Consider the following 25,493-nt stretch of genomic DNA (forward strand, 5'->3'; position numbering starts at 1 on the left):
CACAAGGCTGCTGAAGCGCTTCGCATTGCTTTCTATGAAATCAGCGCTGTTTGATATAGATAGTCTAATGTCCAGATTGTTCATCCACTAGGCAACATGCAATAAGGTTTATAGACATAGAAATTAACAAATACCATTGCACTAATTATTGATGATATCAAAAAATATAGCAGCAGATACCCTAATTACCTCAATATGGGCAAAGGGTTTTTGCGATTATTTCATTTTTGGCATATGTTTATGAGGCCGACACGGTAGAGTTTAGTGAAATAACTAAAATAATAACCGTTGTTTTATCTCGTCCGGGCCGGTAGTAATCATCTTATTTCCCATTTTTCACTCATATGCGTAAAATTTTACTCAGCGCGTTACTCATGGCTCCAGCCCTGATGCAGCAGGCAAACGCCCAGACGCGTGAAATCTCAGGACGGGTTACCGACCGAGCTACGGGGCAGGGCCTGCCTGGTGTAACAGTGCTTGTGAAAGGCACCACCGTGGGAGCATCCACGAACAGTGACGGTACTTATGCCATTACTGTACCGGCAGGTTCTAGCGTGCTGGCATTCAGCTCCATTGGCTTCGTAAATGTGGAGCGCACCATAGGCCAGGACAACGTTATTAATATAGGCCTGGCCTCTGACAGCAAACAGCTGGGCGAGGTAGTGGTAACTGCCCTCGGGCGGGAGCAGCAGAAAAAGGCGCTTGGTTTCTCAGTTTCCGAAGTAAAAACAGAAGAACTAGTGCAAGCACGTTCCACCAACGTGGTAAACTCGTTGGCTGGTAAGGTAGCGGGCGTACGGGTGCAAGCATCCAACGGCATGGTAGGCTCCTCCGCTAACATTTTTATCCGGGGTCTAACGACGTTTACTGGCAGCAACCAGCCTTTGTTTGTGGTGGATGGTATTCCAATTGACAACGGTGGTGGAGGAAACGCACTGCAAGCAGGTGTTTCTAACTCCAACCGTGCCATTGACATTAATCAGGATGATATCGAAACGATTTCGGTGCTGAAAGGACCGGCCGCTGCTGTACTCTACGGTTCTCGGGCAGCCTCAGGAGCCATCCTGATTACTACCAAGCGGGGAGCTCGTCTGGGTTCTAAAAAGCAAAGTGTCACGTTGTTCTCCAACTACAACGTAGTAAAAGTGGGCCGTCTGCCGGACTACCAGAACGTGTACGGCCAGGGCAACCGCGGCGCGTTTAACGTTCTGTCGCAGGGTTCTTGGGGCCCTCGTGCCGAGGGGCAGACTATCACGAACTACCGTGGTGAGCAGGAATCCTTTACCATTAATCCGGATAACGTAGAGAACATCTTCAAAACCGGGTCCAACTTCCAGAATAACGTATCCTTGTCGGGCGCCACGGAGCGCACCCGATACTTTGCCTCATATGGCAACCTGCACGAGGTCGGTATCCTAGATAATAATGACCTAAAGCGCAACACCGTTACGTTCAACGGTTCTGCAAACCTCACGGAAAAGCTGCGGTCGGGGGTAAGCTTTGTGTTCACCAATACGGCTTCTGAAAGAACTGCTCAGGGTAACACACAGGCTAACCCTTTCTTTCGGACGTGGTTCTTGCCCCGCACTTACGACGTAACAAAGTACCCATTTGAGACAACTAACGGCGGGCAACGCTCCCCAGCCAGCACGGCAGCTTCAGAACTCACGCCAGCCAACTCCTGGTATAGCACGGACGATAACCCCCTATGGTCTATCAAGAACAACCGCTATAACGATGAACTAAACCGCATCGTGGGTAACGTCAACATCAGCTATGATTTCACGGATTGGTTGACCCTGGACTACAAGCTAGGAACAGACACCTACTCGCAGATTATCAAGTACGTGAACCCACGTGATGGTCGCGGTACGTTCATTGCGGGTACGCCTACCCTAATTGGTAACATCCAAGATGAAACCTTCACCCGTCGGGAACTTAGCTCTTATGCTAACCTGACTCTTAAGCACAATTTCAACGAGAACTTCGGTGGTCGGCTGCTGCTGGGTAATGAAATTAACCAGCGTCGTGCCACTGACGTGGGCATTGTCGGGAGCGATATTCAGGTGCGCGGATTTGACAATATTACCAACACGCTGACTTATACTCCCTTTGCTACCACATCGGAGCGCCGGCTGGTGGGCGTGTACGCTGATTTACAACTGGATTTCCGCAACTATCTGTTCCTAGGCCTGACCGGGCGTAGCGACTGGTCGTCTACGTTCGGACCTGAGCAACGCCGATATTTCTATCCCGGCGCATCGGCTAGCTTCGTCTTTACTGATGCCATTGCGGCGCTCAAGGGCAATAGCATCCTTACAAGCGGTAAAATCCGAGCGGCGGCAGCCAAAGTGGGCCGCGAGGCTCCTGAGTACAGCACTGATACGTATTTCGCATCTACTAATACTCCGGCCGACGGCTTTGGCCCTACGGTGGTGTATCCCTTCCGGGGGCAGCTAGGTCAATCACTGAATAACACGGGCGGTAACCCCAACCTGGGGCCAGAATTCACGACCACTTACGAGGGTGGCGTTGATCTGACCCTACTTAAGGGCCGCGTGGGCTTGGAAGCCACGTACTTCCACCAGAAGAGCGAAGACATCATCTTTGCTGTGCCGGTAGCCGGTGCTTCGGGTTACACCAACATTTTCCAGAACGTGGGTAAGTCGGAGTCGAAAGGTTTCGAAGTGCTACTCACATCCACGCCCGTAAAAATCGGCAGCTTCACCTACAGCAACTCCATTAACTGGACGCGCATCCGCAACCGGGTAGTAGAATTGGCTCCCGGTGTAACCCAAATTACTCTTGGTGGCTTCGTAACGCCTAGCACCCGGCTTATTGCCGGGCAGCCGTACGGCGTACTGTTTGGCAGCGTATTCGAACGCAAAGACGGTAAGCTCCTGATTGACGCCAGCGGCCGGCCACGTCTGGCACAGGACAACCAGATCATCGGGGATCCTAACCCGGACTGGACGGGAGGTATGACCAACACGTTTACGTTCAAAGGCCTCTCGCTGAGCGCCGTACTGGACGTGCGCTACGGTGGTGACCTGATTTCGCGTAACGTAAGCGACTTGCGTCGTCAGGGAGCTGCCAAGGAAACCCAGGACCGCAACCGCCTATACATTCATGACGGGGTAACAGCTGATGGCCAGCCCAACCGGGTGCAGATTACAGCCGAAGACTACTACAACGACCTTTACGGTTTCGGCCGCGCTGAATTTGTAGTGTTCGATACCTCGTGGCTGCGTATGCGCGAGCTGGCGTTAAGCTATAACCTATCTAAGGAGTTGCTTGATAAGACGCCGTTTGGCGGAGTTGAGCTGGGGGTAAACGCCCGCAACGTGTTCTTGTATGCGCCCAATGTGCCCCACATTGACCCAGAAGTGAATGCTCAGGGTGTAAGCAACTCGCAGGGCCTTGAGTTTAACGCCCTGCCACAGGCCCGTACGTTTGGCGGCTCCATCAAACTTACTTTCTAACTTTTTTCGTTGACCCTAATTATGCGTATTCCGCGCTTTACTAAATACTTGGCCGTTGTTGCTACCCTGGGCTTAGCTACGGCCTGCGACGACTTTCTGGATATAAACCAGGACCCCAACTCTATTCTCACTCCGCCCACGAATAACCTACTGGTAGCAGCTGAAACCAACCTGGGCTTCCTGATGGGCTCAGATTTGCACCGCTATACCTCGTTGTTTGCGCAGCAGTTTGCGGGCCAGGGCGGGTTGGTGCAGCCCGTCGACTACGACCGCTACATCATTACGGCAACCGACATGAACAACCTGTGGCGCACCAGCATTTATGCTAACGCCCAGGCCGACATGAAAAAGCTGATCGAGCAAACGCAGAGCAGTAGCCCGAAATACGCCGGCATCTCTAAAATCATGCAGGCCTTCCTGTTTGCCGTCACGACCGATGCTTTTGGCGATATTCCTTACAGCCAAGCGTTACAGTTTGAGGCTCAACTGCAGCCTACCTACGACAAGTCAGAGGACGTATACAAGGGCTTGATTACGCTAATAGATGATGGCGTAGCTGATTTGGACAAGCAATCGGTTCTTACTCCTGGCGCCGACGACCTGCTGTACAATGGGGACCTGACCAAGTGGAAAAAGCTGGCTAATGCGCTAAAATTGCGGTTGTATGTACACTACTACCCCAAGTTCGCGGCTACAGCTACTTCCAACATCAATACGCTGTTGTCGTCGGGGGCGCCCCTGATGACCAGCGTATCGGATAACTTCCAGCTCAACTTCCAGGCACTAGCAAACCGGACCAACCCGATTGACCAGTTTGAGCCGCGCCGTCCGAATCAGTTTTTTCCTAGCGCAACGCTGGTAAACCTGATGAATGGCAAGAGTGATCCGCGGCGCACGACTTACTTCACGGAGTCGCCGGCTGGTCAGTATACGGGGGTAGTAAACGGCACGGGCACTACCATCTCCACCAGTTTTTCGCGGATGCATACCTACCTGCGCGGCACCCGCACGGGAACTGGAGTTCAGGATTACGCCGGTGATGCTCCCATTCGTATGCTTACGTTTGCTGAGCAAAACCTGATTCTGGCCGAGCACTTCCAGCGCACCGGCAACGTAGCGCAGGCTACGAGGTACCTGACCGATGGCGTGCGCGCTTCGCTGACCATGGCCGCTATACCTGCGGCGGCAGCTGATGCCTACGTGGCAACCTTGCCTGCACAAATTGCGTCGCAAGGCCTGCTACGCACCATTATTGAAGAGAAGTTTGTGGCCAACTTTGGCGTTGCCGTTGAGCCTTGGAGCGACTGGCGCCGGACTAAGTTCCCGGCACTGACCCCGTCCGTGGGCGCTACCTTGCCCGCAATTCCGCGGGTGCTGCCTTACGCCGACTTGGAGCGGGTAACCAACCCGAATACGCCGGCGCGTAGCTCCTCCGACCTGACTATGCCACAGGTGTTCTGGGACCCCGGCGCTTAATTCCTCCTCAAACTTTCCTTTTTTGACTTCATGTTCTCTTTGTTTCCCATGAATAAATCCTTCCTTCTGTTGCTTTGGGTGCTCTGTGCAGTCGGCCCGCTTATGAGTTGTGAGAAGGACGACGAGGTGGTAATGGTTATGCCCAAGGCCAACATCGTTTTTGATGACAACATCGAAAAAATATCAGCTGATTACAAAGTCAATCAGCCGATTACCCTGAAAATAAGAGTTGGCAACGAAGCTACTTCGGTAAGGGTCATCAGCAACTATACGGTGGCTGCGGGAGCTAAAACCAAGGAATTCACCCTGCCTGTAACCAATGGAGTTGCTACGTTCACCGTTGCTGCCAACGACCTGCGCAACACCAGCGACGGAGCAGTGGTAGGTGCTGGCACCGCCCCAGCTTCAACCCGCGCCGCTAACACATTTAACCTGCGGGTAGATGCGCTTTTGGCTGGAGGAGCTTACGAAAGCCGCTTCTATACATTGACTGTGGTGCAGTAAGCATCTTTGTAGTCTTCTCTCCTAATGCAAAAGAGCTTGACCATATGGTCAGGCTCTTTTTTGTATCGGTGGTATTACTGCGGGGCAAGAGGTTACTCTGTTGGTGGCGAATGTCTTACCACAGCTCCTTTTTGAACTCCTCGGCCCAATGGTCGGCTAGGCGGGTGGGCTCCGGGAGCTTGTAGCCGCGCAAGCAAGCCAGCGTAAGGCGGGTAGCTGTGGGTTGGTCGCAGCGGTGGCCAGGGCTCACGAACAGCGGATTTACCTTGTCCTTGGAGCGAATGACTTCCCCTAGTAGCTCACCGTTTCTTTCGGTAAGGGGCGTGATGCTGCCCTTGGTTACGGCCGGCTCCTGGTAGGTGCCAGTGAGGCGCTGTTTGGCTACCCCAAACGTGGGCACATCCAGCAGCACGCCTAGGTGGGCCGCAATACCCATACGACGCGGGTGGGCAATGCCGTGGCCGTCCACCATGATTATGTCGGGTTTGTGCTGAAGCTTATCGTAGGCTAGCAGCAGGTTAGGGGCTTCCCGGAAAGCCAGCAGGCCCGGAATGTAAGGTAAAGTGACCGGGCTGGTGTGGTATACTTTCTCCACAATTTCCAGGGTAGGAAAACGCAGCACCACGAAGACCGAGAGCACCGTTTCCGGTGTGGGGAAGGAAGAGTCGCAGCCGGCAATAAGCTGGGGCTCCCGGGGTATGGGCTGCAGACGAACCTGGGTGCGTAGCTCATCCTGCTGGCGGGTAAGGTCGCGGACGAGAATGGGGTCGGCGGGTGGGCCGGGCGGACGGTAGTAGGCCATCGGGTGAAGAAAAGGTGGAAGCTGCTTGTACTAGCCCCGGAACGATGGGGTTGTAGGGCCGGCCAGCGAGGGGCTACAACCTGCGCGGTTGCGGTACGTTAGGTTACCAACTACCTTCCTTAGTTATGTCCAAAGCTGAGCAACCCGCCCATACCGGCAGCGGCCCGTTTTTCGAGCGCCGTTACTGGGTTGATGTGCAGCACCCGCGCCAACCGGCGGCCGAGTTGCTGCAACACATCAAGTGCCATTTGCCTGAATACTCGCCCGATTTGCTGGCCGATTTTGAGAAAAAGCACGGTGCGGCCGGCAACCTGCAGGTCGGCGACGAGTTCCGAATTAAGATTCTGGGTCCGTGGAACGGGGAGGTGCGCGTGACGGAAATCGGCGCGGATTATTTTGAGCTGACTACCCTCGAAAACCACCCAGAGGCCGGCAAAATCTGCTTTTCGTTGCGGCCCCACGCTACCCTGCCCGATACCCTCCGGTTCGAGATTCACTCCAGGGCCCGCTCCCGCGACGGACTGGTGGCCCTGACCTACGACACGCTAGGTATCGGGCGGAAAGTGCAGCAGCAAACCTGGGAAACGTTTTGCCAGCGGGTGGCCGAGCACAGTGGCGGCCTGCAGCTGGTGCCAGTGCAGGTGGAAACCATCAAGCAGGAAAGTTCTGGAACTCACGTCAGCCACGATGCCTAAGCCGCCGCATGAGTTGCAGAAAGCTCGGCTGGCGGCCTACACCCAGGCGGGCTACAACTTCGACCTGACGCGCACGGCCGAGTACACCCCCGAAAATGGCTGGCGCGTAGATGACTACGAAACGGAACTGCCCCTGGAAGCGCCCGGTCCGCCCGATGCGCACGGCTCCTGGGCGGCCGCCCGGGAAGTGCTGCGCAACTACACTTTTCCGCCGCCCGACCTGATTACCGGTATTTTCCTGCCCGACCAGCCCCTGGAGCAGCGTGTGATGGTGTTGCGGGGGCGGTTTTTGCTGTTCACTTTCTGGTTCGGTGTGCGCATTGGAGGCGTCACGGATGAGGTGCGTACGCTCCCAGACGGGCAGCAGGAGCAAGTGTGGGGCTATAACTACCGCACCCTGGAGGGGCATTTCGAGCGGGGCCAAATCGACTTTACCATTCATAAAAACCTCACCACCGGCCGGGTGCGGTTTCACATTCACGCGTTTTCTCAAACGGGCCGCATCAGTAACCCATTTTACTGGTTGGGCTTCAAGCTGTTCGGTCGGCGGCTGCAACGCAAGTTCTCCACGGAGTCGTTGCAGCGGATGCGGGCCCAGGTGACGGAAATGCTGCGTAAGGGCTGGCAGGCACCAGCCGCACAGGCTGGTCCGCCGGTACAGGCCGTGTCAAGCCAGCCCGGCGCCCAAGAGCAGCTTCGCAAGTCTGGGGGCTAGCGAAAGGCGCTAGAGCCGGCTGTACAGCGCAATGCCTACTACTACCAGCCCCATGCCCACCCAACTAATGGCCGGCGGCAGCGGAGCGCCTAGCAGCGTGACTTCCAGCGCCACCGTAGCCAGCAGCTCCACCGTTTGGGTGGCTTCCACGGCCCCGAGTTGGGTAGCGTTGTGGCCTACCAGCGCCAAGGCGTAGTAAAAAAGCCCGGTGGCCAGCACGCCTGCCAGCACCGCCACCACAAACGTATAGCCCCATTGCTGGGGGGTAGGGCCCGGGCCGCTCAGGCCGCCCCACACGCTCAGCAGCGCCCAGAACGGCAGGCTGCCCAGAGTCAGGCCCAGCACCATTTGTGCCGCCGAAATCGGGGCGCCCGTGCTTTCCAGGTACACCAGCACCTTGCGGTTAGCCAAGGGGTAGAGAAACGTGGACAATACCACCAGCCCAAACCCCAGCACTGCCCTGCCCGAAAAGCCCTGCAGCAGATGAGGAGCCTGCATCAGCAGCACGCCCACTACTACCAAGCCCGCCGTGCGCAGAGCTGGAAAATTCAGCGCGGCTCGGTGGTCAGAGTAAATAAAGGGCGTGAGCAGCAGGCCTGACAGCAGCACTAGCTGAAACGAGCCGGCTATCAGCCAGGCCGGACTGAACTGCGCCGCTACGGCAATCAGCGAGTAAAACACGCCTATACCCACGCTGCCCCACAGCACCCACACCCGCCAGGAGCGGCGCCAAAACAGCCAGAACGGGCCCCACTCCCGGCGCACAAGCAGATACCCTACCAGCAGCAAGGCGGTGTACACGTACCGAAGCACGGCCGTCCAGACCCAGGCGCCACCCGTGGTGGCCATCAGGCGGTTCAGCAGGAAAGTGGAAGAAAACAGCACTGCCCCCAGCGTAGCCAGCAACACGGCGCGGTAGGGTAGGGCAGCAACGGACGACGAAGTACGCATGAACGAGGAGCGGCTTGCTTGTGGCCGCTACGGCAAGGTCGCCCTTACGCCTGCTCGGCGGGGCCGCCCCCATGAATCATATCCGAAACGATGCCCCGGTTTTTGGTCAGCTCGGCGTAAACAACCCCTAGCAGATGAGCGGCGGTAAAAGCCAGTACGAGGTACATCGTGAAGTTGTGCACTTCCTCCACGGTGTGCTCTATCTGGTGGAGCGCTTCCACGTCGTCGGCGTATAGCAGCACCAGCCCCGTTGCTACCATCACCACCAGCATCAAGTAATAGGCGAGGTAGGAATATTTCACGAGCAAGGAATGCCGGGAATCCTGCAAATCGGGGCCGCGCTGCCGGAAAATGCGGCGCGCCACGGCCAACTTTACGCTGAAGCGCTGCCCGCCTTTCTGCGCAACTTCTACCACCACGCGCAGCGCCAGGAGCGCCGTGAGGGCCACGCCCAGCCCAATGTGCCAGTCCCAGATACGGTGCGAGACAATGCGCGTCAGGCCCCGCACCTGCTCCCGCGAAAACGTAACGCCTTCCGTGGCCAGCACCTTCTGAAATTCCGGCCCCACGGTCTTCATCTTGACAATAACGAACAGGAACAGAATGGTGAGCAGCAGGCCACTGACCACGGCCGTGTTGGCCCAGTGCCAGAGGCGTAGCCCCAGGGAGTTGCGTTTCAGGCCGGTCGTTGGCCCGGCTTGTTCGGTTTGCGGAGTCATGGAGAAGTGAAAGGGAAGAGAACTTTTGTTTCGTAAGGTAGCGCTTGGCGGCATCTTCCTAAACAATTGGCTTCTGAAACCGTTGTTGCGGTTCGTTCCTGCGTTTCAATCCTCTACAACCAACCCTTCTCATGTCAGAAGCAAAAGGCTATGCTGCTCCGGCAGTTAACGCTCCCCTCGTTCCCTTTGATTTCCAGCGCCGCGAGGTAGGCGCCCACGATGTACGCATCGAAATCCTGTTCTGCGGCGTCTGCCACTCCGATTTGCACCAGGTGCGCGACGAGTGGGGCGGCTCGGTATTTCCCATGGTGCCCGGCCACGAAATTGTGGGCCGCGTAACGGAGGTAGGCGCCCACGTAAAAGGCTTTAAAGCCGGCGACCTAGCCGGCGTGGGCTGCATGGTAAACTCCTGCCAGCACTGCCCCGAGTGCAACCAGGGCCTGGAGCAGTACTGCGACGAAGGCTTCGTGGGTACCTACGGCGCCACCGACCGCGACGGCACGGTGACCTACGGCGGCTACTCCAACAGCATTGTGGTCACGGAGAAATTCGTGCTGCACGTGTCCGAGAAGCTGGATCTGGCCCGCGTGGCCCCGCTGCTGTGCGCCGGCATCACCACTTGGTCGCCGCTACGCCAGTGGAACGCAAAAGAAGGCGACCGGGTAGCGGTAATGGGCCTGGGTGGCCTGGGCCACATGGCCGTGAAATTTGCCGCCGCCATGGGCTGCGAGGTAACCGTGTTCAGTACCTCGCCGGGCAAGGAAGCCGATGCCAAGGCCCTGGGCGCCCACAAGTTTGTGGTAACCAAGGACAAGGAGTCAATGAAGTCCGTGTCGAATTACTTCGACCTGATTATCAACACCGTATCAGCTCCCATGGACCTGGCGCCCTACATCAACACCCTGCGCGTAGATGGCACCATGGTACTGCTGGGCGTACCGCCGGAAGCTCCGCAGCTGCACGCCTTCAACCTCATTGCCAAGCGCCGCCGCATTGCCGGCTCCCTGATTGGCGGCATCCAAGAAACCCAGGAAATGCTGGATTTCTGCGCCGAGCACAACGTAATGAGCGACATCGAACTCATCCGCATGGACTACATCAACGAGGCCTACGAGCGAATGCTCAAGTCCGACGTGAAGTACCGCTTCGTGCTGGATTTGGCGACTATCTAGTTGCAAGGACTTAGCATAGAAAAAGCCCGGCTGCCAGAAGGTAGTCGGGCTTTTTGCTGCAAAATTCAGGGTGCCGCAGCTAGGCGGCTTTTTGACGAAAAGAGGCGACCAACCAGCGTGGCCCAGAGGCCTATACTGGCAACTGTGAGCAGGTTAGAAAGCCAGCTACCCAGTTCAGTGAGCGTATAGCCAGCCACTGCGGCGGCAATACGGCCAGACGTATCCACGGCGGTGAAATCTTGTGGGAAAGTAATGTCAGCTTGAAGAAGTGTATCAAAGTGAATAGGAGCGTAATACCAGTTGCCATTGTGCTGGTAGGCTACCTCCAAGCCATTTTGGCTTTCTGATTCCAACACTACCTCTTTGCCAGAAGTTAGCAAATACTCTACCCATTCAACCTGCCATGTTCCTTTGGGGTATTGCCACAGGAAATACAACTTGTCTACGTGGTGCTCAGGGTTTTTGATGATAACCGAACCAGGCGTAGAAGCCGCAGTACCCGGTGAGCTTAACAGAAAATTAATTCCGGTTAGCGGTATGGCCACTATGATAATGGTAAGAATAATGGGCCACTTGACCGATGCAACACGTGGCCTCAAAAGCAATTTTGCTAGTAGGCTCACGATGAAAAAGTCTGCCGCAATAATCAGGATGGCTAATGGCGAGTTTAGTTGATATAGCACAAGCAATAGTAGATTTAGTAGGTAAAATCACCTTTTTACTCCTTCTCCACCGGATACCGAAACGTGCCTTCCAAGGTCAGGCGCTTGCCCCCACGGCCTGATTCGCAGACCTGGCAGCGGTAGGTACCCATCAGCCAGTGCCGGGCCGCATTTACGCCGGTGATGGTAACGGAGCCGGGGTTATCGGGGCAGGATTTGGAGTAGGCGGCGGTGCTGCCGTAGCGGTAGGAAGCGTCGCGGTTGCGCCCGCTCAGGATTTCCTGGAAGCTGTATGTGCCGGCCTGAATCGAGAACCGGTCGATGATGATGGTCAGGCCTTCCCCGTCGGGGTCGTCGACCCGCACGATATTAAGGCGAAGGGCCCGGTCGGCGCCCAGGTAAAAGCGGGAGCTGGTGGTGTCCGTCGCCACCGCTTGTCCGTTGATGCGCAGGGTAAGTACGCGGGCCGAGTCGGGGGTAGGGCGGCTGCTTTTGGGCGCCAGACCCAGTAGCGGAAGTAGCAGGAGAAGCAGGAAGCGGTTCATCGGGCCTGGGAAAGGCAAAAATCAGCCCAGAAGATCTGGAAAGTATGGAATACAAGGCGGGATTGCTGCTAACAGAACGTGCAGTTCCCTCAAGCTAGTACTATCCAGCTAAATCGATGAAAGCACCTATCATGCCGAGCGGACGCCAAGTTTCTAGCGCGCTGACGGCAGCGTGGGTGTAGAGACGCAACATCTTGCGTCTCGATGTTGCACGACTGGTTTAGAACAGCAGGTCTAGCACTATACCAGGTAAAACAACCTCAGCACCGACGAGAGGCAAGGTGTTGCGGTTCTACAACCGCGCAACAAGCTAAGCCTGAGGCTTGACCTTGGCAGAATGGACGCGGGTGTAACAGCAGGTGCCTTTGGGTGGCAGCAGTTTCTTCCCAATTGATGGCTACTCCTGCCGGCCGGGATAGTGCTGCAGGGCTACCTCCAGGCAGTCCATGGCTTGGTTGATAACGTGCTGGTTTACCACGTAGGCCAGGCGCATCTGCTGGCGGCCAAGGTGGGCAGTAGCGTAAAAACCCGCCGCCGGCGACACCATCAGGGTCTGGCCCTGATACTGAAACTCCTCCAGCAGCCACTTCGCAAACCGCTCGGCATCATCCACGGGGAGGTGACAGAGCACGTAGAAGGCCCCGCGGGGTAGGGGACATTGCACGCCCGGCATGGCCCGCAGGCGGCGTACCATCAGGTCGCGGCGGGCCTGGTATTCGGCTTTGGTGTGGTCGAAGTAGTCCTCGGGCAGGTCGGCGGCAGCTTCGGCCAGCAATTGGCCCAGGCCTGGTGGACATACCCGCAGTTGGGCCAGCTTGAAAATAACGTCGCGCAGGGCCTTGTTTTTCGTGACCAGCGCCCCAATGCGGGCCCCACAGGCACTGTAGCGCTTCGAAATCGTGTCGAGGAGCACAATGTGGTTATCGGCCCCTGACAGGTGCAGGGCGCTGGTGTACTCGTCGTCGTAGCAGAACTCCCGGTAGGCTTCGTCGGAAAGCAGGTACAGGTTATGGCGTAGGCACAGGTCCTTGAGCTGCTCCATTTCCTGGCGGCTGTACACGTAGCCGGTTGGGTTGTTGGGGCTGCAGATAAGGATGGCCTTGGTGCGGGGCGTGATTTTCTGCTCGAACTCCGCAATGGGCGGCAAGGCGAAATCCTGCTCCAGGTGCGAGGCTACGGGCACTACGTGCGTACCCGTGGCAACGGCAAAGGCCTGGTACGGACCGTAAAACGGCTCGGGCACAATAAACTCGTCGCCGGGGTTCAAGCAGGCCAGCAGGGCAAAGGAAATAGATTCGCTGCCCCCGGTTGTTACCAGAATATCCTCGGCCACCACGGGTAGACCCAGGCGCTGGTAGTACTCGGCCAGTTTTTGGCGGTAGCTCAAGGTACCGGCGGTAGGGCCGTACTCCAGCACCCGAATATCGGCCTGCTGCACCGCCGCTAGCATGGCCGGTGGCGTTTCAATATCAGGCTGGCCAATATTAAGCGGATGCACCGTAATGCCGCGCTGCCGGGCCGCATCGGCATACGGAGTGAGTCGGCGGTAAGGAGAGGGGGGCAGGGCCAGCCCACGCTGCGAAATCTGAAGCATGGGCTTAAAGATAGGCCACGGGGGCAGAAGCACCAGCTTTTTCGAAAGTTCTTGGTGGCCAGGCCGCTCGTCAAGAATTGGTAAAAATCATCTTGCTGAGACCCTGGAGCCGAAATAACGCGTGGTACTAGCGTACCCAACGCCAAGAAGGCTACCCGTGGTAAGTGCCGGCAGCCAAACCCCGCGGCTGGCGGGCTGGTTATGCTGCCATGACTGCATCTGCTGCTAACCTGCCGGAAGTGTGGCTGCGGGGCCCGCTGCCCGATGTACCGCCCCTGCTCCAGCCCGTGGCCCACGCCCTGCTGCAGGCCCGCGAGGAACTCCAGGCTGCCCTCCACGATTTCCCTGACCACCTGCTTTCAGCCCGGCCCGCCGGGGTAGCGTCAGTAGGGTTTCACCTGCGCCACCTGGCCGGCGTCCTCGACCGGATGCAAACCTACGCCCGCCACGAGCCGCTTACGGAAGCCCAATTTACGTTTCTGGCGGCCGAAAAAGAGGGTTCCGAGCCGCCACAAAGCACCCAGGACTTGCTCCAGGCGTTTTCCGTGCAAGTGGAAGGTATGCTGGCTACCCTGCGCGCTACCTCTGAGGCCATACTGCCGGAGTTTCGGCCGGTGGGGCGGGCCAGGCTGCCGAGCACCGTAATGGGGCTGCTGGTGCACGCCGCCGAGCACACCACCCGCCACACGGGCCAGGTGCTAGTAACGGCCCGCGTGGTACGGGCTGGATTAGGAGTAGGGTAAAAAGAAGGTGGCTGTTCGGCTAAGGTGGCTTGGTGTGGCTTGATCATTGGACAATTTCTGGGTAGGTTGCGGTAGTACGCGTTGCCCCATCCTACCCACCCCGCTATGATTACCCCGCTTTCCGCCCCCGATTTTCTGGAGCTGCACTACCGCGACGACCTGCAGATTTTGTTGGGCCGCTGGACTAGGCCTATTACCCTGGAAGAGTCAAGAAAGGGGTACACCCGCATGCTGGAGGCAGCGCGCCAGTACCAGGCCCGGTTCTGGCTCCTGGATATCCGGCGGCGCCCACATGTAGACAATGCCAACGTGCAGTGGCTGGTCAGCAGCTATTACCCGGAGCTACCCCTGGCGCTGGGCGGCACCGTGTACCTGGCCTACCTGCTGGCCCCGGACCTGAAGCGTGAGTTGACCGAGAGCGGCTTGGTTCCGGCCGATGAAGCCTACGAAGGTCACTCCTTCCAGATGGGAAAATTCACGGCCGAGCAGGAGGCTACGACGTGGCTGCAGGCTAAGCAAGCAACTGAAAAGCAACTCTGAACCCAGACTCCACCATAACCCCTCGGGCCTTCCTGGCGTTGGGTAAAGCTCAATCCTTTACCACTGCTATGGAAAATAAACCAACCACCTTGCCCCCGCAAGCTCAAGATCAGCAACCGGGAATCGAACAGGAAATGACCCCCCAGCCGGAATACATCCGGGCTGGCTATAAAGGAAGCGAGAAGCTGCAAGGCAAAGTAGCCCTGATTACGGGCGGCGACTCCGGAATTGGCCGGGCCGTTTCCGTACATTTTGCCCGCGAAGGCGCCGATGTGGCCTTTACCTATCTGCCCCAGGAAGAGCAGGACGCTTACGAAACGCGCCAGCTGGTGGAAGCCGAAGGGCGCCGCTGCCTGACCTTGCCCGGCGACCTGCGCGACCCGCAGTTCTGCCAGTCCATCGTCGATCAAACGGTGCAGGAGCTGGGCCAGCTCAACATCCTGGTGAACAACGCCGCCGAGCAGTTCGTGAATCAGGATGTGGCCGACATCCCGGATGAGCAGTGGCTTGATACGTTCCAAGTCAACTTCTTCTCCTTTGTGCGCGTGACCAAAGCGGCGCTGGCGCACCTGCAGGAGGGCGACTCTATCATCAACACGTCCTCCATCAATGCCTACCGCGGCAACCAGCAGCTCGTAGACTATACCTCCACGAAAGGCGCCATTACGGCCTATACCCGCTCTATTGCGCAGCAGCTGGCCGAAAAGAAAATTCGGGTAAACTCGGTAGCACCCGGCCCCATCTGGACCCCGCTCATTCCGGCCTCTTTCCCCCCCGAAAAGGTAGCTTCCTTCGGCAAGGATACCACCATGAAACGGCCCGGCCAGCCCTCCGAGGTTGCGCCTGCCTACGTGTTTTTGGCCTCCGAAGACGCCTCCTACATCACGGGCCAGGCCATTCACCCGAACGGGGGAGAGGTGCTCAATACCTAATAGTGAGCAGGGCGTATTTCAGCAAAAAAGGGCACCCGGTTTCGGGTGCCCTTTCTGATTATACCAACCCCTGACGGCTTAGTACATGGCATCAATGCCGCTCTTGTCGCCAGCCGAAAGGCCCGCGCGCTGAATCTCAAACGTGGAGCCGTCTTTTTTCGTGATGGTGGGCTGGCCGTTGGAAGAGAACGAGAACGAGCCGTACATCATGATGGAGCCGAAATCGAGCATGCCGTAGTCGGTGCCGCTGTAACCGGAGGTGGAGTACTTCGAGAAGTTGTTTTCGTAGCCGGCCTGAATGTTCTGGGTGAGAATGTTTACGTAGGTGTCCCGGTCGTTGCGGGTTTGCTCGTGGAACAGGCCCAGCGCGTGGCCGATTTCGTGGATGTTGTTGCCCGTAGTGCAGCCCGAAGCCAGGTTAATGTACTGGCGTCCGCCTATCATCCCGATGTTGGAAGAGCAGCCTGAACCTACCCGGAAGGTAACGTAGTTGGCTTGGGTTGTGCGCTTTACGAAGCGGATGGGCGTGTTGGCCTGCCAGTGGGCAATGGCGTCAGTTACGCGGGCCTGGTTGGGCAGCGCAGCATCAATGGTGTAATACACCACCGCGGAAGGCCACCGCCCGGAGGTACGGCCGGCGCTTTCGGGCTGGGCCGTTCCGTTTGATTTTGCTACCTGGTCGGCCGTCAGGATAATGTCGCCCTCATAAATCAACTCGCCATTAATGCTGCGGTACTCAATGGGCTGGCCGCTGAGGTAGCCCGCCCGGCTTTCGCCAGTCTGGCCGGGGTAGGCCTGCTCCACTTTGGCGTCTTGCTGGTGGCTGGCTACCGGCTGCACTGCGGCCGACTCGTGGTCTTTGCTGCAGCTAAACAGTGAAACGGTGCCCAGGGTAGCCAAGAAGGCCAAGCGAGAGAATTGAGGTACGCGCATGTGGTTTGGGTTTTGGTTGTGATAGAGAGGGAAAGCTGTAAGAAATCCGAAGACTTTCTTCAATACGACGGGCAAAATAGTGTCAATAATTCAAAACTAAACTAAAATCCATGAATTAATTTAAGTGATATGGCTTATATATTGTAATTTTAATAAAATCGCTGCGGGGGTAGGGCGCTTCCTATCCGCTGCCTGGCTTTGGCTACCCCATGGCTACGGGCCCCAATAAAAAGCAAAACGAGGCCGCCAGCCCGAGCGGGATGACGGCCTCGTTGGGGGCTTACAACAAAGGATGCGCAGTGTAGTGCTATTCCCGAAACAGTTGCTTATCGGCCCAGAACGTACCAAACGGTACCAGGGAAAGAGCCAGCGCCAACAGCGCCTTCCGCCACGACCAACTGCGCTCCAGGCTTACCTGCAGTACCAGCAGCACATAGGCCACAAACAGCACCCCATGGGCCATGCCTACTACACGCACTGCCGCAGGCTGCCCGAAAAAGTACTTCAGCGGCATGGCAATGCCCAACAGCACCAAAAATGAAACTCCTTCCAGAAAACCAACCGCCCGCAAGCGGCCTAAAGACGTCCGTAGCAACGAAGAAAGCATAAGATACTATGGTCAATGAAGCAGCAAGTTACGCTGCGGTTGGCTATGGGTGTACCCGCGCTAGCCCAGGTGCCAGATAAAGTCGATGTGCAGCAGTCACTGGCAGGTTACACGCAAAAGGGAAGCCCTTGCGAGCTTCCCTTTTGCGTGCGAATCACTTTCGAAAACTTACTTGGTCAGCAGTAGGCGCAGGGTGTGCACCTTGCCATCCAGCAGTAGCTTGCTGATGTAGAGACCGGGCGTGAAACCGGTGCCTTCTACCGTAAACTCGTACAGCTGACCGCTTTGGGCGGTGGCGTTGTAGTACGTTTTCACCAGTTGCCCAAGGGGGTTATAAAGCTGCAGCTGGGCCGGACCCGTACTGCTTGCCCGGAAGCGGATAACAGTGCGTTCCGTGAAGGGGTTAGGGTAAGCTTCAAACGCTGGCTCCGGGGTAGCAGATGCTGCCGCCGCGTCGGCTAGTTGGGCCGAGGAAGCGCTTCGGGCCGCTAGGGTAGCAGTAGAGCAGTTGCCAAGCTGGTCGCCGTGGGCAAGGTGAGCCGCCACGGCGTTATCGGAGACGCAGAGGATCTTGCCGTTATGGCACACGCTTACCCCATCATTTTCGTTGCCGCAACGCACATCCACTACTTGCAGCGTGATGCTCTTGGTGGCCGTGCAGCCGGAAGCAGAAGTTACGGTGACGGTATATGTGAACGTGCCAGCCGCATGTGCCGTGAATACTGGGGTAGCACTAGCCACATTGCTGAGGCCGGCCGCCGGGCTCCAGCTGTAGCTTTCCCCGCCCGATGCAGTAAGCGTGACGCTTTGTGGTCCGTAGCCCAAAAACAGGGTAGTAGGTACGCCACCAGTGTATACCTTAGAGGCAGCCGTAACGGCAATGGCGGGCGTTGGCACGGTGCCGGTAACCGTTACGGTAGCTGTCTGGCTGGCAGTGTTGCCGTGGGTGTCGATTACGGTCAGGGTAACAGTGTTGGCACCAATATCCTCGCAGCTGAACACCGTTTTGTTTAGTACTACTGATGCAATGCCGCAGGCATCGGAACTGCCGTTGTTTATCTGGTCAGCCGTGAGGGTAGCGCTGCCTTCGCTCAGGGCGAGGGTCAGGTTTTGAACCCGTACGGTCGGAGCTTGCTTGTCTTCCACGCTCACGACAAACGTTTTGATGTCGGTGCCGCAGGAGTTAGTAGCGCTGGCCGTAACAGTGGTAGCCCCCACCGGGAAGAAGTAAGGTGAGGAAATGGGAGTAATAACTCCGTCTTTCAGGATGGTGTAGGTGACAGGAGCCGCCGGAATACCGGTAGCCGTAGCCGCAAACGCCACTGAAGCACCACATTCCGTGGGGCTAGTCTGCACCGTAGCCAGCGAGGGCACGCTCAGAACTGGGTCAGTGCAGGCCACTCCGGTTTTCACTGTCCGGTACGAGGTACCCACCCGAACAGCATCTACTGCCAACACTGGCGAAGCAGAGCCCTGGCGCAAGGCTACGGAGCCAATGTTGTCGTTGGGAGCGGCGGGCGTGGTGCCGGTTTCGGTGGAGGTAGCTGAGGCCGTGGCCGGCTCCACGAAGGTAGTAGTGGGGTTCAGGAACAACTGGCTGACGCTGCCGGCTTCGTCGAAGGAGTACTTCACTACCACCAGATGGGTCGTGTTGAGCTCGTACTCCTGCGGGGCATAGGTGGCGGCTCCGGAGCCGCTGATGCCAAACTGGAGCTTGCCCCCAGCCGTTTTGCGCACAAACACGCGGCTCCGGAACGTGCTGCCAATAACCTTAGGGCCTAAATGGAAGAAGTAGTCGCCTGAAGTGGTTGCGTTGGCGACGTTCACCAAGAAGGAAGCGTACACTGGTGTGCGGCCGTACAACGGCTCAAAAGAGCGGTTTACGTCTTCGCCGCTGGCGGTCAGGGCGGCGGCCTTGCCGGTTCCGGCGCTGTAGGTGGGGTAAGAAAGGCCGGCTGCCGTTACCGCCACTGGCTTGGAGCCCGCGCCGCTGTGGGCCGCCCAGCCGTTAGCCGTCAGCAAGGAAGCCGGCGTGTACTCGAAGTTTTCTTCCAGTAGCAAAGCCACGGGCACCGCGGTTGTAGTCAGGGTTAGGGTGCCGGGCGAGGTTGTCAGGTAGTTCTCGGCGTAGGGCGTGTCGTTGTCGTTAAAAGCAAAGACGGTGAAATGGTACGGCGTATTCGGCCGCAAATTCGTGACCGTAACGCTCGTGCCGGAGCCATTGTATACCACGTAGTTGCCTTTGCCTAGCTGCTTGCCCGCGCCAAAAGCCGCGTCGGCAGCGTAGGTAACTGCATCAAGGGGCTCGGCATCTACGGCGCTGCCCAGGCGGGCTACTACCAGGTGCTTGGTGGCGTTGTTGCCCGTTAAAGTCAGTTGCACCGAGGTAGTAGTTACCTGGCCGGCTGAAAGCGCGCTGGCAACGGTAGGCTCCGAAGCCAACGGCACCGTTACGGTCGTAAAGGAAACCTCCTCGCCGTAGGCAGTGCCAGCCGCGTTGGTGGCGTAGGCCCGCGCATAGTAGGTAGTACCAGGCAGCAGGTTGCTGATAGTACTGGTGAAAGCCTCAGCGCCCACGCCATCCTCAGTTTGGGTGGTGCCCAGCACAGGGTTGGCCGTTTTTGACCATACCACCCCGCGGGCCATAATGGCGCTACCCCCGTCGGTAACCACGCTGCCGCCAGTTATGGCGCTGGTAGGCGTCAGGCCAGAAACCGCCGTGGTGCTCAGGGTAGCAGGGTAGCTAGCCGCACTGCCCGTACCGGAAACGGTGACAGTTTGCGCCGGGAGGCCGGCGGTAGTAACCGGAATAGCGGCCTGCGCAGCCTCGGCTGTGGTAGGGGCAAACCGAACGTCGATGGTGGTGGTGGGTACGATGCCGCCCACGGGCTCCAGCACAATGGCGCAGCAGGCAAACGGACTACTGCCGGTCCGGATTTCAAAGCCTGCCGGGGGCGTAATGGTGAGGCTGCTGGTCAGGCTGCTGCCGCTAACAGTAAAGCTCTTCGGCTGACTGCCCGCGCCAACTTCCACGGCGCCGAAGGTAGGGAGGCTGGACTGCGAAATTTGCAGACCCGGCGGCACCACTGGCGCTGCTACTGTCACGGCAAGGGGCTCACTTGCGCTGGTTACCGTACCGCAGGAGGTGGTAACGGTAGCGCGAGCCACCACGAAGTAACTGCCAGCGCCTGGGAAGTCAGTGCCTTTCAGCTGATACGTTGCCGAAGTTGCGCCCCCAATGCTGGTATACGGCCCGGTAGCGCTGGTACCATACTGCCAGGTGAAAGCAGCGGTAGCCGCGCCCGAAGCCGTAAGCATAGCACCCGTACCGTCCACTGGCAACGTCTGGGCTGAAGCAGGAGAAACAGTAACCGGGCTGGCTTCTGGGGTCAGGCTGATGCTTAGGTTGGTGCCATTGTCAGAGCCAAAGGTAGCGGGCGCATCGTTCAGCACCCGCACCCGGTAGCCGGTGCCGCTGGGTGTGCCGGCCGGAATTACCGCCGATATAGGAGAGCTGCTGCCCGACCCGATAATGCCCGTGGTAGGGCTGGTTGCGAAAACGCCGTTGGCATCGGAAAGCTGCACTTTATAGCTGCCCGTGTAAGTGCCATTGCTGGTGTAAGCCACGTTGAAGGCCGTGCTGCCCGCCGTGTTCGTCACGCAGAAAGCGGCGGCCGACGCGCTACCGGTGGTAATAGTTGCCGCGGGCGTTGGGGTTACAGCGCCTGAAAGGGTAGGGGTGATGCTGAGGTTGTCTAGGCCCAGGGCCTGCGCGTTGCCGCTACCCATCGTGCCCACATACGACCAGCGCAGGTAGGTAGTTGCTCCACTCGCCAGACTCAGGCCGCTAAGCACTATGCTTCGGGAAGTGCTAGCAGGTGGGTTTACTACCGCGTTAGCGCCATCGGGGCCATAGACCACGGTCAGGCTGGTTTGAGGAGCCCAGGTAACGCCATCAGGGCTGGTATAGAACTGCCACTCGAAAGGGTTGGTGCCGGTGCGGTACTTCTCTACGTCGTAGGCCACGGCCAGCTCCGTGATGGTAGCGCCCGTGTTGTTGCGCACGGCCAGCAGCAAGTGGCGCGGAGCCGCGTAGCTGCCGGAAGACAAAAAGCCCAAGGCCCGGTCGGTGGCCGTAGCCGTGGTGCCGTTGCCAAAGTTATAAGCAGCCCCGGCGGAGTTACTGGCCAGAGCGCCGGGGGCCACAGTGCCACTGGCCCGGGTGGTAACGGTTGTGTTGGCCGCGTTGGAGTAGTTGATGTCCGTGGTGCCTGCGGCCAGCACAAAGCCCGTCGGCACGGCACCAGCGGCGTTACCCTGGCCGTCAAAGTTTTCGGTAACCGGCGCGGCGCTGTTTAAAATGAGTTGGGCCTGTGCGGTAGAAGCAGTAGCCAAAAGTCCTCCGGTTGCCAGGCCAGTCAGAAGCCCGATAATCAGCTTTCTGGCCCGTCCGGCAACGTGTTGCTGCTTAGAAATGTAGTTCATATAATGACAGAAACGCCGCAAAATCAATGAGAAAGTAGGACTGAAGGCTACAGGACAGGACCGGCATCAACCTTCGATTCGATGACCGTCTGTACTTCAATCGGGAGCTTCGAGAGCAGGTCGTAGCCGGTGGCGGCCTCAATGGCGTTTACGGTAGTGCGATGCGTGCCCCAGTCCTGATTGAGGGTGTTGATGTTGGGCATATCCACGGCAATGACGCGGGTAGTGGCCGTAATTCGGGCCACGTCGTTGTCGCCCACGGGCAACACTACAAGTACTTTCCAAGTGCGGCTGGGCACCGTAAGGCGGCCCTGGTCGAGGGTCATCGTCAGGCCACCGTTGCTGCCGGTGCCACCTACCCCGTAACTGCCGCAAATAATGTACACTTCATTGTTCGGCAGGAAGGTGCGGGCGTAGCCTTCCAGTGTAGCCCAAGGCCCCTGGTTATTTTGGGGAGCCTGCGGCATCATGTTGGTCATCAGGAAGGTAGCCGAGTTGTTTTCGTCCGAAGAGGTTCGGTCGGCGCTGGGGCAGTTGTGGCCCCGGTCGAAGCCCGAGCCTGCATAGCTGTTGTCTTGCACCTGGTACCAGCCCTGGGGGAGGGAGGTATCGTTGCGGAAGTCATCCTGCCGGTTGCTGCTACCCCGGTCCGAGATGTCGAGGTGCCAACTTACCCAGTTGGGCTTGCCCTGGTCGCGGTTGTAGCCCACGGCAAATTGCGGCTTGAGCAGCAGGTAGTTGTTAGGGTAGCTAGGGTCGGGGGTAGCACCACTGGGGTTGCCCAGGGCCAGGTGGTCGTTATCGACGGAAGGCTGCGCAACGCCGTAATCGGTTACGGCAAAATCATCCAGGTTTAGGCGTGCCGCTCCCCCGGATGTTTTACGAATCTCAAACTTTACCTTGCCCGGAATATTTACCGTGAAGGCTGCGGTTTGCAGCGTAGCCGTGGTCGTAAATACGGTGTTGCCCACCTTCGTCCACTTATTGCAGTTGCAGGCTTCCGATTGCGCCCACAACTCCCAGCTGCTGCTGGCATCGGTGCCATAAATGGCGTGCTGCACAGTAACCGTGTTAGCGCCGTTGGGCACAAAAAAGGCCATGGTAAGTGTGCCCTTCTGCTGCAGGCGCACGGCCTGCGCCCCGTTTTTACGGTCGGCCTCTGCGCTGGCTAGCACTCCATCCGTCAGGACCCAGTCGCCGGAACTTAAGCTTACAGTGCCAGTAGGATAGGCTGGTTTGGTGCCGGTGTCAAAGGATTCCTGAGCGTTGGCCGAGGACAAAAGAGGCTGAAGCGCCAGACATGGCAGTAACAACCAAGCGTGCAAGGCACGTCGTAAAATTTTTGGCATATACCCGCAAGAAGAAAACAAGAGAACAAGTTCCGGATGGAACCACAGGCCCAACAGATTCGCAAAAATACGCCTGTTTTAGGACTTGATTATTTCCAAATTGTTAACAACGTGTTGGTATAAATATAATATATGTAAATAGTGCAATATACGTGCTTTTACTGCTGACCTGCTATAGCATGGTACTTCCACCGTGTATGGCTTAGCTCTAGTTGGGAATAGCAGTTATGAACCAGTACATAAGTAAAGGTGTGTATAGTTGTATTATATTGTAAGCAATAGAATCAAGAGAAATACTATAAAATATTGGTGAATCATGATATAAGCTCTTATCCTGGGGTAGCCTACGCTACTGTGTTGCAAGATTTTGCTTGCAGGTACAGTGCACTCATACAAATTGTAGCGTTACTGTAGTACTACTTCTTGCGCTTCCTCGGCCGAAGCAAATGCAAGTAACTCGTTGTGTCGGGGGTAGTAGGCGAAAGGACATGATGGGAGCCAGCGGGCGTGACCAGTAAGTGGGTAGTCCCTAGGCGGTGTAGCGCTGAGTGCGAACCATCTGGGTTGACAATAACGGGGGGGTTACTCTCTACATTCGGAACTACCGTATGTGTGCCATTGAGGTTAACCAGCACCGCTGAGCTGCCAGTTTGGTTTAGCACTGAGTGCGTACCGTCGGGGTTGACAACCACTGTCGTTTGCGCGTGTACTGCTGTTAAGCTGCTTAAGGTCAGTAGGGTAGCGAATAGATAACGTTTCATAGATCAAGCAAAAGGATAGACGGGAAGAACCGACCGGCGCAACAATAGTGCTAGATCCGGGCGGCTCCTGCCGTCTTTACCATCGAGGAACCGATGGGCGTAGCAGTTGCATAGGGGTAGCAACATCACTTGTCTTGCTCCATGCTTTTCCGCTTGGTCGGCCTACTTCTGGACCTGCTGTTTTTCCTCTGTGGTGCAGGCCTAAACCGCCGCCAAGCCCGCTACCTCTACCACCGGCCGTAACCCCTTCCCGCACCGATACCACCCGCCTGCGCCTCTCCTATGCCTAGTGGAAGCAGGTGCTCACGCTCAAGGCGTACCGCGCAGCCCGCGGTAAAGACACCGAGCGGCCTTTCACCGGTAAATATTGGAATGCTGAGGCGAAAAGCACCAACCCCTTTAAAATAAAACCCCGCGCCGGCTTTACAGCCAACGCGGGGTTTCATGGTGTAGTTGGCTAGGGCCAAGCTACTACATCCGGCTGATAATCTCGTCGCCGAACTCGCTGCACTTCAGCAGGGTAGCACCGTCCATCAAGCGCTCGAAGTCGTAGGTTACGCGCTTCGAGGCAATGGCGGCTTCCAGGCCTTTGTAAATCAGGTCAGCGGCTTCCTGCCAGCCCAGGTGCTCCAGCATCAGCGCACCCGAGAGGATAACCGAGCCGGGGTTCACTTTGTCGAGGCCAGCGTACTTGGGCGCGGTGCCGTGGGTAGCTTCAAAGATGGCGTGGCCGGTTACGTAGTTGATGTTGGCACCGGGCGCAATGCCGATACCACCCACGATGGCGGCCAGGGCGTCGGAGATATAGTCGCCGTTCAGGTTCAGGGTAGCCACTACCGAGTAGTCGGCGGGGCGGAGCAGGATCTGCTGCAGGAAGGCATCGGCAATGCTGTCCTTCACCAGAATCTTGCCGCTGTCCAGGGCAGCTTTCTGCTGGGCGTCGGCTACTTCCTGGCCTTGCTTGGCGGCTACCTTGTCGTACTGCGCCCAGGTGTACACTTTGTCGCCGAACTCCCGCTCGGCCAACTCGTAGCCCCAGGTTTTGAAGGCCCCCTCGGTGAACTTCATGATGTTGCCTTTGTGCACGATGGTCACCGAAGGCTTGTTGTTGTCGATGGCGTACTGAATGGCCGCGCGCACCAGACGCTCGGTGCCCTCTTTCGACACGGGCTTGATGCCGAACGACGACGACTCGGGGAAGCGGATTTTCTTCACGCCCATCTCGTCCTGCAGGAATTCCAGCATTTTCTGGGCCTGGGGCGTGCCGTTCATGTACTCGATGCCGGCGTAGATGTCCTCGGTGTTTTCGCGGAAAATCACCATGTCGGTCAGGTTCGGCTGCTTCACCGGCGAGGGAACACCTTCAAACCACCGCACGGGGCGTACGCAGGCGTACAGGTCCAGCTCCTGGCGCAGAGCCACGTTCAGGGAACGGATACCGCCGCCTACGGGGGTAGTCAGGGGGCCTTTGATGCCCACCAGGTAGTCGCGGAAAGCGTCCAGGGTTTCGTTGGGCAGCCAGTTACCCGTCTGCTTAAACGACTTCTCGCCCGCCATTACTTCCTTCCACTCCAGCTTACGCGAACCACCGTAGGCTTTCTCTACGGCCGCGTCGAATACGCGGACGGAAGCCGCCCAGATGTCCGGACCCGTGCCGTCGCCTTCGATGAACGGGATGATAGGTTGGTCCGGCACATTCAGCTTGCCGTTCTTGATGGTGATTTTCTCTGCCATTGTTGAAAAGGTACTTTGGTACTTAGGGTTTTGGATTGAGGGGTAATTACCGCCGGAACGTCATGCAGAGCGGAGCGAAGCATCTCGCTCGT

At 57.6% G+C, this 25,493-nt stretch carries 20 protein-coding genes; 9 read left to right on the forward strand and 11 right to left on the reverse strand.

Annotation, left to right across the window (positions count from 1 at the left end; genetic code table 11):
• Positions 1-344 precede the first annotated feature (344 nt).
• Genes IEW18_RS15020 through IEW18_RS15030 form a run of 3 tightly spaced genes read left to right on the forward strand, consistent with a single transcriptional unit; the run spans position 345 to position 5,462 of the window.
• Entirely contained in the window at positions 345-3,482 is a 3,138-nt protein-coding gene (locus IEW18_RS15020) for a SusC/RagA family TonB-linked outer membrane protein (protein WP_188558693.1), read from the forward strand.
• 21 nt (positions 3,483-3,503) lie between these two features.
• On the forward strand, positions 3,504-4,958 hold the full coding sequence (locus IEW18_RS15025; RefSeq protein ID WP_188558694.1) for a SusD/RagB family nutrient-binding outer membrane lipoprotein: 1,455 nt from the start codon (positions 3,504-3,506) through the stop codon (positions 4,956-4,958).
• Between the two features lie 30 nt (positions 4,959-4,988).
• Positions 4,989-5,462 carry a hypothetical protein gene (locus IEW18_RS15030; protein ID WP_188558695.1) on the forward strand — a complete coding sequence of 158 codons (474 nt, stop codon included), beginning with the start codon at positions 4,989-4,991 and terminating at the stop codon, positions 5,460-5,462.
• A gap of 115 nt (positions 5,463-5,577) precedes the next feature.
• On the opposite strand, the gene nfi is transcribed toward IEW18_RS15030, so the two are convergent.
• Positions 5,578-6,264 carry a deoxyribonuclease V gene (nfi, locus tag IEW18_RS15035; protein WP_188558696.1) on the reverse strand — a complete coding sequence of 229 codons (687 nt, stop codon included), beginning with the start codon at positions 6,262-6,264 and terminating at the stop codon, positions 5,578-5,580.
• Between the two features lie 125 nt (positions 6,265-6,389).
• Between nfi and IEW18_RS15040 the strand changes: the two genes are divergently transcribed.
• Together IEW18_RS15040 and IEW18_RS15045 are read left to right on the forward strand one after the other, a co-directional pair.
• The gene (locus IEW18_RS15040) at positions 6,390-6,959 is read left to right on the forward strand and encodes a peptidylprolyl isomerase (RefSeq protein ID WP_188558697.1); all 570 of its coding nucleotides are present in this window, start codon (positions 6,390-6,392) and stop codon (positions 6,957-6,959) included.
• Complete coding sequence (locus IEW18_RS15045; RefSeq protein ID WP_188558698.1) at positions 6,952-7,674, forward strand: DUF1990 domain-containing protein; 723 nt, start codon at positions 6,952-6,954, stop codon at positions 7,672-7,674. Before IEW18_RS15040 ends, IEW18_RS15045 begins: the two co-directional genes overlap by 8 nt.
• Positions 7,675-7,683: 9 nt before the next feature.
• On the opposite strand, the gene IEW18_RS15050 is transcribed toward IEW18_RS15045, so the two are convergent.
• Both IEW18_RS15050 and IEW18_RS15055 read right to left on the reverse strand, forming a co-directional pair.
• Positions 7,684-8,625, reverse strand: coding sequence for a multidrug resistance efflux transporter family protein (locus IEW18_RS15050; RefSeq protein ID WP_188558699.1), 942 nt, complete (start codon positions 8,623-8,625; stop codon positions 7,684-7,686).
• A 44-nt stretch (positions 8,626-8,669) separates the two neighbouring features.
• A complete protein-coding gene (locus IEW18_RS15055; protein ID WP_188558700.1) occupies positions 8,670-9,344 on the reverse strand; it encodes a cytochrome b/b6 domain-containing protein in 675 nt (224 codons plus the stop codon).
• Between the two features lie 131 nt (positions 9,345-9,475).
• Here IEW18_RS15055 and IEW18_RS15060 point away from each other — a divergent pair, with 131 nt between their 5' ends.
• The gene (locus tag IEW18_RS15060) at positions 9,476-10,516 is read left to right on the forward strand and encodes an NAD(P)-dependent alcohol dehydrogenase (protein WP_188558701.1); all 1,041 of its coding nucleotides are present in this window, start codon (positions 9,476-9,478) and stop codon (positions 10,514-10,516) included.
• Positions 10,517-10,581: 65 nt separating this feature from the next.
• Here IEW18_RS15060 and IEW18_RS15065 read toward each other — a convergent pair whose 3' ends face one another.
• The 3 genes from IEW18_RS15065 to IEW18_RS15075 form a co-directional block, all read right to left on the reverse strand.
• Positions 10,582-11,199, reverse strand: coding sequence for a hypothetical protein (locus IEW18_RS15065; RefSeq protein WP_188558702.1), 618 nt, complete (start codon positions 11,197-11,199; stop codon positions 10,582-10,584).
• A 35-nt stretch (positions 11,200-11,234) separates the two neighbouring features.
• A complete protein-coding gene (locus IEW18_RS15070) occupies positions 11,235-11,723 on the reverse strand; it encodes a hypothetical protein (RefSeq protein WP_188558703.1) in 489 nt (162 codons plus the stop codon).
• A 397-nt stretch (positions 11,724-12,120) separates the two neighbouring features.
• The gene (locus tag IEW18_RS15075) at positions 12,121-13,317 is read right to left on the reverse strand and encodes a pyridoxal phosphate-dependent aminotransferase (RefSeq protein WP_188558704.1); all 1,197 of its coding nucleotides are present in this window, start codon (positions 13,315-13,317) and stop codon (positions 12,121-12,123) included.
• A gap of 209 nt (positions 13,318-13,526) precedes the next feature.
• On the opposite strand from IEW18_RS15075, the gene IEW18_RS15080 reads away from it, so the two are divergent.
• From IEW18_RS15080 to IEW18_RS15090, 3 genes are all read left to right on the forward strand, one after another.
• Complete coding sequence (locus IEW18_RS15080) at positions 13,527-14,060, forward strand: DinB family protein (RefSeq protein ID WP_188558705.1); 534 nt, start codon at positions 13,527-13,529, stop codon at positions 14,058-14,060.
• Positions 14,061-14,165: 105 nt separating this feature from the next.
• Positions 14,166-14,600: a hypothetical protein gene (locus IEW18_RS15085; protein WP_188558706.1), complete on the forward strand. Its 435-nt coding sequence runs from the start codon at positions 14,166-14,168 to the stop codon at positions 14,598-14,600.
• A 68-nt stretch (positions 14,601-14,668) separates the two neighbouring features.
• Positions 14,669-15,532, forward strand: a complete 864-nt coding sequence (locus IEW18_RS15090) for an SDR family oxidoreductase (RefSeq protein ID WP_188558707.1) — start codon at positions 14,669-14,671, stop codon at positions 15,530-15,532.
• Between the two features lie 78 nt (positions 15,533-15,610).
• On the opposite strand, the gene IEW18_RS15095 is transcribed toward IEW18_RS15090, so the two are convergent.
• From IEW18_RS15095 to icd, 5 genes are all read right to left on the reverse strand, one after another.
• Positions 15,611-16,465, reverse strand: coding sequence for a M12 family metallopeptidase (locus tag IEW18_RS15095; RefSeq protein ID WP_188558708.1), 855 nt, complete (start codon positions 16,463-16,465; stop codon positions 15,611-15,613).
• Between the two features lie 307 nt (positions 16,466-16,772).
• Entirely contained in the window at positions 16,773-17,072 is a 300-nt protein-coding gene (locus IEW18_RS15100) for a DUF3817 domain-containing protein (RefSeq protein ID WP_188558709.1), read from the reverse strand.
• A gap of 168 nt (positions 17,073-17,240) precedes the next feature.
• On the reverse strand, positions 17,241-21,557 hold the full coding sequence (locus IEW18_RS15105; protein WP_188558710.1) for a T9SS type A sorting domain-containing protein: 4,317 nt from the start codon (positions 21,555-21,557) through the stop codon (positions 17,241-17,243).
• Between the two features lie 47 nt (positions 21,558-21,604).
• A complete protein-coding gene (locus IEW18_RS15110; RefSeq protein ID WP_229728767.1) occupies positions 21,605-22,837 on the reverse strand; it encodes a DNA/RNA non-specific endonuclease in 1,233 nt (410 codons plus the stop codon).
• 1,301 nt (positions 22,838-24,138) lie between these two features.
• A complete protein-coding gene (gene icd, locus IEW18_RS15115; protein ID WP_188558711.1) occupies positions 24,139-25,401 on the reverse strand; it encodes an NADP-dependent isocitrate dehydrogenase in 1,263 nt (420 codons plus the stop codon).
• Positions 25,402-25,493 lie beyond the last annotated feature (92 nt).

The organism is Hymenobacter glacieicola (assembly GCF_014640315.1).
Classification (GTDB): Bacteria; Bacteroidota; Bacteroidia; order Cytophagales; family Hymenobacteraceae; genus Hymenobacter; species Hymenobacter glacieicola.